This is a genomic window from Xanthomonas sp. SHU 199 (genome assembly GCF_000364665.1).
GTDB lineage: Bacteria > Pseudomonadota > Gammaproteobacteria > Xanthomonadales > Xanthomonadaceae > Xanthomonas_A > Xanthomonas_A sontii.
This window is the reverse complement of record NZ_AQOI01000032.1, coordinates 1-7,273: the sequence shown is the minus strand read 5'-3', so window position 1 is coordinate 7,273 and position 7,273 is coordinate 1. Positions and strand designations below refer to the sequence as shown.

At 69.7% G+C, this 7,273-nt stretch carries 10 protein-coding genes; 3 read left to right on the top strand and 7 right to left on the bottom strand.

Annotation, left to right across the window (positions count from 1 at the left end; genetic code table 11):
• The coding region (locus D183_RS23790; RefSeq protein WP_039725872.1) for a biotin/lipoyl-containing protein at window positions 1-276 on the bottom strand (276 nt) is incomplete at its 3' end.
• Window positions 277-487: 211 nt separating this feature from the next.
• Here D183_RS23790 and D183_RS0101905 point away from each other — a divergent pair.
• Entirely contained in the window at window positions 488-1,231 is a 744-nt protein-coding gene (locus D183_RS0101905; RefSeq protein WP_017907488.1) for a hypothetical protein, read from the top strand.
• Window positions 1,232-1,389: 158 nt separating this feature from the next.
• Here the strand turns inward: D183_RS0101905 and D183_RS0101900 are convergent, their stop codons facing one another.
• Entirely contained in the window at window positions 1,390-1,929 is a 540-nt protein-coding gene (locus tag D183_RS0101900; protein WP_017907487.1) for a DNA-deoxyinosine glycosylase, read from the bottom strand.
• A 182-nt stretch (window positions 1,930-2,111) separates the two neighbouring features.
• Here D183_RS0101900 and D183_RS0101895 point away from each other — a divergent pair, with 182 nt between their 5' ends.
• The gene (locus D183_RS0101895) at window positions 2,112-2,741 is read left to right on the top strand and encodes an OmpW/AlkL family protein (RefSeq protein ID WP_017907486.1); all 630 of its coding nucleotides are present in this window, start codon (window positions 2,112-2,114) and stop codon (window positions 2,739-2,741) included.
• Window positions 2,742-2,864: 123 nt separating this feature from the next.
• Here D183_RS0101895 and D183_RS0101890 read toward each other — a convergent pair whose 3' ends face one another.
• From D183_RS0101890 to D183_RS0101870, 5 genes are all read right to left on the bottom strand, one after another.
• Window positions 2,865-3,428 carry a hypothetical protein gene (locus tag D183_RS0101890; RefSeq protein ID WP_017907485.1) on the bottom strand — a complete coding sequence of 188 codons (564 nt, stop codon included), beginning with the start codon at window positions 3,426-3,428 and terminating at the stop codon, window positions 2,865-2,867.
• A gap of 13 nt (window positions 3,429-3,441) precedes the next feature.
• Complete coding sequence (locus D183_RS0101885; protein WP_017907484.1) at window positions 3,442-4,245, bottom strand: MetQ/NlpA family ABC transporter substrate-binding protein; 804 nt, start codon at window positions 4,243-4,245, stop codon at window positions 3,442-3,444.
• Between the two features lie 173 nt (window positions 4,246-4,418).
• Window positions 4,419-5,120, bottom strand: coding sequence for a methionine ABC transporter permease (locus tag D183_RS0101880; protein ID WP_017907483.1), 702 nt, complete (start codon window positions 5,118-5,120; stop codon window positions 4,419-4,421).
• Complete coding sequence (locus D183_RS0101875) at window positions 5,117-6,124, bottom strand: methionine ABC transporter ATP-binding protein (RefSeq protein ID WP_017907482.1); 1,008 nt, start codon at window positions 6,122-6,124, stop codon at window positions 5,117-5,119. The genes D183_RS0101880 and D183_RS0101875 overlap by 4 nt, the downstream gene beginning before the upstream one ends.
• Before the next feature lie 97 nt (window positions 6,125-6,221).
• Window positions 6,222-7,118, bottom strand: coding sequence for a DMT family transporter (locus tag D183_RS0101870; RefSeq protein WP_026144102.1), 897 nt, complete (start codon window positions 7,116-7,118; stop codon window positions 6,222-6,224).
• On the opposite strand from D183_RS0101870, the gene D183_RS27890 reads away from it, so the two are divergent.
• A partial coding sequence (locus D183_RS27890; RefSeq protein WP_232757183.1) for a hypothetical protein occupies window positions 7,036-7,273 on the top strand: 238 nt, incomplete at its 3' end. The two genes, D183_RS0101870 and D183_RS27890, sit on opposite strands and share 83 nt — an antisense overlap.

Genomic DNA, 7,273 nt, shown 5'->3' with positions numbered 1-7,273 from the left:
CGCAGGCGCGGCGGGTGCGGCACTGGCGCCGCCCTCGGCCACTTCGATCAGCGCCACCACCTTGCCCTCGGACAGGCTGTCGCCGACCTTGACCTTGATCTCCTTGACCACGCCGGCGAACGGCGACGGCACTTCCATCGTCGCCTTGTCCGATTCCAGGGTGACCAGGCTCTGGTCCTTCTTCACCGTGTCGCCGACGGCCACCAGCACTTCGATTACCGGGACGTCGCTGTAGTCACCGATATCGGGGACAAGTGCTTCCTTGATTTCGGCCATGCGGGGAACTCCGGCAACTAATGAGGGGGAAACCCCTATTGTGGCGGCCCGCAGCCGCAGCGCCAACCTTTGGCGGGCAAAAAAGCCCGATCGCCTGCAAGGGGCGCCACTGCAGGCGGACAGTACGCCGGCGCATGTTGCGCAGCCATCGCCGGTGCACCGCCTTCACGGGGCCACGGCTAGGCTCGCCGCAGATTTCCGGAGGGCAGGCATGCGGATCCTGGTGCTGTTGATGGCGTTGGCGATGCCGTTGGTCGCCTGGTTCTCGCAACGCGGCGCGTTCGGCCCGACCAACGGCGCCATCTCCGACCGCTACCCGACCCTGATCGTCGCCGCCGGCTACGCCTTCGCGATCTGGGGTGTGATCTTCCTGCTCGACCTGGCCTTCGGCCTGTGGCAATCCAGCGCGCGGCGCCGTCGCATCAGCGCGCTGGCGCAGGTGCGGACGCCGGCGGCGCTGGGCTTCGCGCTGACGGCGGCGTGGATGCCGGTGTTCTCGCAGCAGCACTTCCTGTTGGCGCTGGCGGTGATCTGGACCGCGCTGGCGGCGATGCTGCTGGCCGCGCTGCGACTGTCGCGCGACCCCGCCCCCGAATCCGGCCAGACCCTGTGGGCCTGGCTGCCGCTGTCGCTGCACGCCGGCTGGCTGTCGCTGGCGGCATTCCTGAACACCGCGCAGGTGATCGTGGCCTACCGCTGGCTCTCGACCGAGCGGATGCTGCCGTGGAGCCTGGTGCTGTTCGCGCTGGCGGCGGCGCTGCTGCTGGGCATGAACCGGGCCATGCGCGGCAACCTCGCCTACGCGGCGGCGGCGCTGTGGGCGCTGGCCGCGGTCTATGCCAAACAGGCCGCCAGCACGCTGGCCGGTGCGCAGAGCGCGGCGTGGGTGGCCTTGCTGCTGGCCGCGGTGCTGGCGCTGCAGACGCTGTGGCTGCGCCTGCGCGCGCGGCGCTGATCCATGGACGCAACGCCAGCGCGCCGCCAATCACCTGTTTTTGCCACATCGCGCTGTCTCGCAAGAGTGGCTTCGGCCGGGCCAGCGTTGTCGGGATAGCCGCGTCGCGGCTGAAACCGCCCCTGCGCGTGTGCCTCGCGCGTGATTGGAGGCACCCGTCAATCGCCAGCCATCGGCACCCGCAGCCATTGCTGCAGCGGCGACCACGCCTGCAGCAGCCGCGGCCAGGCAAACGCGGCATTGGCCGGGCTGCTGGAGGGCAGCGCCAGCAGCACCAGCGGCGGATCGCGCAGCGGCAGGTGCGGCTGCACGAAGCGCGCGAACGCCTGCGCCGCCGCCGCGCCATTGCAGGCGATGGCGCGCAGCTGCGGCAACTGCGCGATGCGCTCGGGCAAGGCATTGGGAATTTCGCTGCCGCGCACGATCGCCGCGTCCAGGCTGCCGCGGCGTCGGCACTGGCCGATCACATCCCACAGGCCCACGCCGGCCGCGTGCAGCGCCTGCATCCGCGCCTCGGCGTCCAATGCCGCATCGAAGCCGCACAGCGTCGCCATCAGCGGCCAGAACCGGTTGCGCGGATGCGCGTAGTAACGCGCCTGCTGCAACGACGCCGCACCGGGCATGGAGCCGAGCACAAGCACGCGGCAATCGTCGCGAATCTGCGCGGGCAGGCCCTGCAACAGCGGCTGCGTCGTCACGTCGCGCGCACCTGGATGAACAGCCAAAAGCCTTAAAACCTCGTTATTTCAAGCATCGGGCGCAAGTGCCTGAACGTCGCCTGCATTCGTCCGGCGAGGGTCGGCGACGATTCATCTTCTCATCGATACGGTGTGCGCGCCCACTCCCGTGGCCCCACAAGAACAAGATGAGGAGATACCCCATGCGGTCCATTCAGATCCTGAGCCTGGCTGTCGTGTCCGCCCTTGCGTTTGCGCCCGCCGCATTCGCACAGGATGCCGATACCGCTTCCGGCAAGCACTTCTCCGTCGTCGGCAGCGCGACTCTGCTCGACCCGCATTCCAAGCCGGCGGCCGGCCTCGACGTCGATGGCGGCCCGGCGCCGACCATCAGCGCCAGCTGGCTGATCGACGACAACTGGGCGGTCGAACTGTGGGGCGCTGCCGACAAGTTCAACCACCGCGTCAAGGCCGACGGCATCGGCAAGGTCGGTACCGTCGAGCAGCAGCCGATCGCGCTGAGCGGCCAGTACCACTTCGGCCAGGCGGACAACGTGTTCCGTCCGTTCGTCGGCGTCGGTTACTACGAGTCCAACTTCAGCAACGAGAAGCTGGCTGGCCTGAACCCGGACCAGCACATCAGCCTGGACACCGCCAAGGGCGCCATCGGCACCGTCGGCGTGGACATGAACATCAACTCCACCTGGTTCGCCCGTGCCGATGCGCGCTACATGCACTCGCGTCCGGAGCTGAAGGTGGCCGGCGAAGGCACCGGCGAAGACCTGAAGCTGGATCCGTGGCTGTTCAGCTTCGGCGTCGGCGCGCGCTTCTAAGCGTTCCGTCTCCAGCGTTTGCGCAAACGGGCCCGCAAGGGCCCGTTTGTTTTTGTGCGTGCGCCGGATCGAGCGCGCGACCAGCGAAAACCGCAGTGCGCGTGCACGCGGGCGCAGCCGCCTTCAGCGCGGCGAGCGATCGAAACCGCGGTAGCGGTCGAACCGGCGCAGGCGCCGCCGCAGCAGCCAGGCGTAGGCGCAGGCATAGCCGAGCAGCAAGGCCGCGGCGGCCAGCAGACTGGCATGACTCATCCAGCCCTCGGTCGGCCACGCCGCACCATCGGCCAGACTGCGCCAGCCCTGCCACAGCCCGGCACCGATGCGTACCGCCACCAGCGCGGTCAGACCCAAGACCAACCACAGGTTCGGCGTGTAGTGCAGCCCGTGCGGCAGCGGCTCGAAGCGGGTGGCGACGATGCCGAGCGCGCCCAGCAGCGCGCCGATGCCCCAGCCGGCCAGCGCACTGGTGGCCGCACCGGGCCACCAGTGCGTGGCGATCAGGGCGAAGACCAGCAACACCACGCTGGACAGCAGCGCCGACCACAGTTGCACCGCGACCAGCCAACCGCGCGCCTGACGCCGCGCCGTGCCCACGCGGAACCGCTGCAGCAGCGACAGCGGCAAGAGCACCGCGGTCACCACCAGCGCGATCACGATCGCCAGCGGAATGGCCAGCAGCAGCGGCATGCGCGTGGCCCGATCAGAACGCCGGCAGCACCGCGCCCTGGTACTTGCGCTGGATGAAGGCCTTCACTTCCGGGCTGGTCAGCGCCTTGGCCAGCTTCTGCACGCGCGGATCGTCCTTGTTGTCGCGACGCGCGACCAGGAAGTTCACGTACGGCGAATCCTTGCTTTCGATCGCCAGCGCGTCGCGTGTCGGGTTGAGGCCGGCGTCGAGCGCGTAGTTGGTGTTGATCAGCGCCAGGTCGACCTGATCCAGCACCCGCGGCAGCATCGCCGAATCCAGCTCGCGGAACTTCAGCTGCTTGGGATTGGCGACGATGTCGCGCTGGGTGGACAGCGCATTGCTCGGATCCTTGAGCTTGATGACCCCGGCCTTGTCCAGCAGGATCAGCGCGCGGCTGTTGTTGCTGGGATCGTTGGGGATCACCACGTCGGCGCCCTGCGGCAGCGCGTCCAGCGACTTGTAGCGGCGCGAGTAGGCGCCGAACGGCTCGATGTGCACGCCGACCACGGTCACTAGGTCGCTCTTGCGGTCGCGGTTGTAGGCCTGCAGGTAGGGCTCGGTCTGGAAGTAGTTCACGTCGATCTGCTTCTGCACCACCTGGTCGTTGGGCTGCACGTAGTCGTTGAACACGCGCACGTCCAGGGTCAGGCCCTGCTGCTCCAGCATCGGCTTGACCACCTCCAGGATCTCGGCGTGCGGCACCGCAGTGGCGGCGACGCTGAGATGGTCGCCGGCGGCGCCGGCATCGGGCTTGCCGCAGCCGCCGAGCACGAGCACGGCGCTGGCGAGCAGGAGGCGGAACGGGAATCGGGTCATGGCAGGTATCCGGGAAAACGGGGGGAGTGGAGGAGCGCGACCCGCGGCCGCGATGCGTGCACGCTAGCAGACGGCCGTGCAGGCGGGGCGATCCATGCGCGTGGGAACGGCTTCAGCCGCGACCGCTCACCGGTCGGGGGCGCGGCTGAAGCCCTACCGCGGTACGCAGGACATCAGCGCCGGCTGTAGTGCGCGACCAGGCGGTCGCCGAGCATCTGCAACGCCTGCACCAGCAACAGCAGAATCACCACCGTCACCAGGGCCACATCGGCGTGCGAGCGCTGGTAGCCGTCGCGGTAGGCCAGGTCGCCGAGGCCGCCCGACCCGATCGCGCCGCCCATCGCGGTGAAGCCGATCAGGGCGATGGTGGTCACCGTGGCGCCGGCGATCAGGCCCGGCCGCGCTTCCGGCAGCAGTACCCGCGTCACCAGTTGCCAGGTGGTCGCGCCCATCGCCAGGCTGGCCTCGACTACGCCGCGGTCCACTTCGCGCAGTGCGGTCTCCACCAGCCGCGCGTAGAACGGCGCCGCGCCCACCACCAGCGGCAGGATCGCGCCGCGCACGCCCAGCGAGGTGCCCATCGCCCACAGCGTCAGCGGGATCATCGCGATCATCAGGATGATGAAGGGCACCGAGCGCAGCACGTTGATCACCAGCGCCAGGCTGCCGTACAGCAGCGGCTTCTGGTGGGTCTGGCGCGGGCCGGTCAGGAACAGCAGCACGCCCAGCGGCAGGCCGATCAGCAGGGTCAGCGGCAGCGAACCGCCCAGCATCAGCAGCGTATCGACGGTGGCGCGTCCGATCTCGCTCCACTTGCCGGCATCGAGATTGCGGAAGAAGCCGGCGGCGGCGGCGGCGGTGGCGATCGGACTCATCGGCGCAGCTCCTGCACATGCACGCCGGCGGCGACGAAGGCGGCCTGCGCCGCGTCCATGTCGCCACCGACCAGGGCCACGGTCAGTTGGCCGTAAGGGGTGTCCTTGATCCGGTCGATGCGCCCGGACAGGATGTTGTAGTCCACCGCGGTGGCGCGGGCGATGCGCCCGAGCAGCGGCGCGTAGGTGTCGGTGCCGAGGAAGGTCAGCCGCAGGATGCGCCCGTCCACGGCGGTGAAATCGCGGTACAGCTCGGCCTCGTCGACGTGCTCGGCCTCGGACACGAAGCGCTTGGTGGTCGGATGCTGCGGGTGCAGGAATACCTCGGTGACCGGCCCGCTCTCGACCAGGTGCCCGGCATCGAGCACCGCCACGCGATCGCAGACCCGGCGGATCACCTCCATCTCGTGGGTGATCAGCACGATGGTCAGACCCAGCTCGCGGTTGATCTGCGCCAGCAGCGCCAGCACCGAGGCGGTGGTCTGCGGGTCCAGCGCGCTGGTGGCCTCGTCGCACAGCAGGATCCGCGGGCGCGTGGCCAGGGCGCGGGCGATGCCGACGCGCTGCTTCTGCCCGCCCGACAGCTGCGCCGGATACTTGTCGGCATGCGCGGCCAGCCCGACCCGCTCCAGCAACTCGGCCACCCGCGCGTCGATCTCCGCGCGCGGCGTGCCGGCCAGTTCCAGCGGGAAGGCGACGTTGCCGGCAACCGTGCGCGAGGACAGCAGGTTGAAGTGCTGGAAGATCATGCCCACGCGCTGGCGCAGCGTGCGCAGCCCGGCGCGGTCCAGCGCGGTGACGTCCTCGCCGTCGATGATCAGACGACCGCCGCTGGGCTCTTCGAGCCGGTTGATCAAGCGAATCAGGGTCGACTTGCCGGCGCCGGAGTGGCCGATGATGCCGAACACCTCGCCGGCCTCGATGCGCAGGTCGAGCGGATGCAGCGCCACGACCGGCTGGCCGGCGACGGAATAGGACTTGTGCAGGCGCTCGAACTGGATCAACGCGCGGGACCGGCAGCGACGGGGGGCGCAAAGCCTAGCAGGCCAGGATGGCGTGCGTTATTCCATTCGATTCTAACGTAGGCGCGCATCGCGGGGCCTAGGGGCGTGCCTGCGGCGGCGGATGCGCCACCGCGCGGACCCGCTCGCGATGCAGCAGGTACAGGCCGCTGGCGACGATGATCGCCCCGCCCACCCAGGTCCACACATCGGGCAGCTTGCGCCACAGCAGCCAGTCCCAGGGAATCACCCACAACAGGCCGCTGTACTCCAGCGGCGCGACCAGCGAGGCGTCGCCGCGGCGGAACGCCTGGGTCAGCGCCACCTGGCCCAGCGCCCCGGCCAGGCCCATGCCTGCGATCCAGCCGGTGTCGGCCGGGCGCAGCGGGGTCCACTCTGGCAACGCCAGCGCACCGGCGCCCAGCGCCATGATCAGCAGGAACCACACCACCAGCGACTGCGAGGTGTCGGTGCGCGCCAGCAGGCTGACCAGCACCGAGGCCACCGCATACGCGATGGCCGCCAGCAGCACCATCAGCCCCGGCAGCGAGACGAACCCGTCCATGCCCGGGCGCAGCACCACCAGCACGCCGACCAGGCCGACGCCGATCGCCGCCCAGCGCCGCGGGCCCACGTATTCGCCGAGCAGCGGCACCGACAGCGCCGCCACCAGCAGCGGCGCGACGAAGTAGATGGTGTAGGCGGTGGACAGCGGCAGGCTGCGCAAGGCCCAGGCGAAGCAGCCGATCATGGCGATGCCGAGCACGCCGCGCAGCAGGTGCAAGCCCCAGCGCACCGGCCAGATCGCGCGCGGCCCGGCGCTGGCCAGCACCCACACCAGCACGAACGGCAGCGAGGCGCCGCCGCGCAGCGCCGCGACCTGCAGCGCCGGGTAATGCGTGCTGAGCTGCTTCATGGACGCATCCATCAGCGAAAAGAACGCGACCGCGGCGATCATCCACGCGGCGGCGGCGGCATTGGAACGGGAGTTGGGCATCGGCGCATTATCGCCGCGATCGGCGATGCGCGTGGTGCCGGGGCTCATCGCGTCGGGACTGAAGTCCCTCCCACATGGCTCCAGCCGGCGCACCGGCCGATGCCGCTTCTTGTGGGAGCGACTTCAGGGCACCTCTAAAAACCCCGCCTTTGGCA